Origin of the sequence: Streptomyces solicavernae (assembly GCF_029968095.1) — a bacterium.
Taxonomy (GTDB): Bacteria; Actinomycetota; Actinomycetes; order Streptomycetales; family Streptomycetaceae; genus Streptomyces; species Streptomyces solicavernae.
Genome location: NZ_JASCIR010000092.1, coordinates 1 through 1,256, shown reverse-complemented (window position 1 = coordinate 1,256; position 1,256 = coordinate 1). Strand labels below are relative to the sequence as shown.

The following is a 1,256-nucleotide window of genomic DNA, read 5'->3' as shown; positions in this document are numbered from 1 at the left end:
AGGAGGGCGATGGTGATGACGAGGGCGGCGACGAGGAGGGAGAGGAGGACCTGTTCGCGGCCGGTGTCGTCGAAGAGCATGTAGATGAGGACGAAGGAGATCATGCCGATGGTGGCCCAGGTGAGGTAGGGGAAGGCCCACATCTTGACGACGAGTCGTTCGGGCATGTCGCGCAGGATGATGCCGCGCATCTTGAGCTGGGTGAAGCAGATGACGAGCCAGACGAAGAGGGCGACGGCGCCGGAGGAGTTGAGGAGGAAGGCGAAGACGGTGTCGGGCCACTTGTAGTTGAAGAAGACGGCGACGAAGCCGAAGACGACGGAGCCGAGGATGGCGGCCTGGGGGACGCCGCGGGTGGTGGTTTTGGCGAAGGCCTTGGGGGCGTCGCCGCGCTTGCCGAGGGAGAAGGCCATGCGGGAGGCGGTGTAGAGGCCGGAGTTGAGGCAGGAGAGGACGGCGGTCAGGACGATGACGTTCATGACCTGGCCGGCGTGGGGGATGCCGATGGAGTTGAGGGCGGCGACGTAGGAGCCGTCCTTGACGATGGCGGAGGCGTTCCAGGGCAGGAGGGTGATGACGACGAAGATGGAGCCGAGGTAGAAGACGGCGATGCGCCAGATGACGCTGTTGGTGGCCTTGGTGACGGCGCGCTGGGGGTTCTCCGATTCGCCGGCGGCGAGGGTGACGATTTCGCTGCCCATGAAGGAGAAGACGACCATGAGGACGCCGGTGAGGATGGCGCCGGGTCCCTTGGGGAAGAAGCCGCCGGTGTCGGTGAGGTGGGCGAGGCCGGCGCCGGGGTTGTCGGAGCCGGGCAGGATGCCGAAGACGGCGAGGATGCCGATGGCGACGAAGGCGCCGATCGCGACGACCTTGATGCCGGCGAACCAGAATTCGAATTCGCCGTAGGAGGCGACGGAGGCGAGGTTGGTGGCGGTCAGGACGACCATGACGATGAGTGCCCAGGCCCATTGGGGCACGGAGGGTATCCAGCCCTCCAGGATGACGGCGCCGGCGGTGGCTTCGACGGCGAGGACGACGACCCAGAAGAACCAGTAGAGCCAGCCGATGGAGAAGCCGGCCCAGCGGCCGAGGGCGCGGTCGGCGTACTCGGAGAAGGAACCCGAGGTGGGATTCGCGGCGGCCATCTCGCCGAGCATCCGCATGACGAGGACGACCATCGCGCCGACGAGTGCGTAGGAGATGAGGATGGCGGGTCCGGCGGCGGCGATGCCGGCGCTGGAGCCGACGAAGAG

The 1,256-nt window shown here is 66.9% G+C and carries 1 protein-coding gene; it reads right to left on the bottom strand.

Going from position 1 to position 1,256, the window contains the following annotated elements; all coding sequences use genetic code 11:
* Positions 1–1,256 (bottom strand): amino acid permease (locus QIS99_RS32120; RefSeq protein WP_282517285.1); only part of this gene is annotated, 1,256 nt, incomplete at both ends.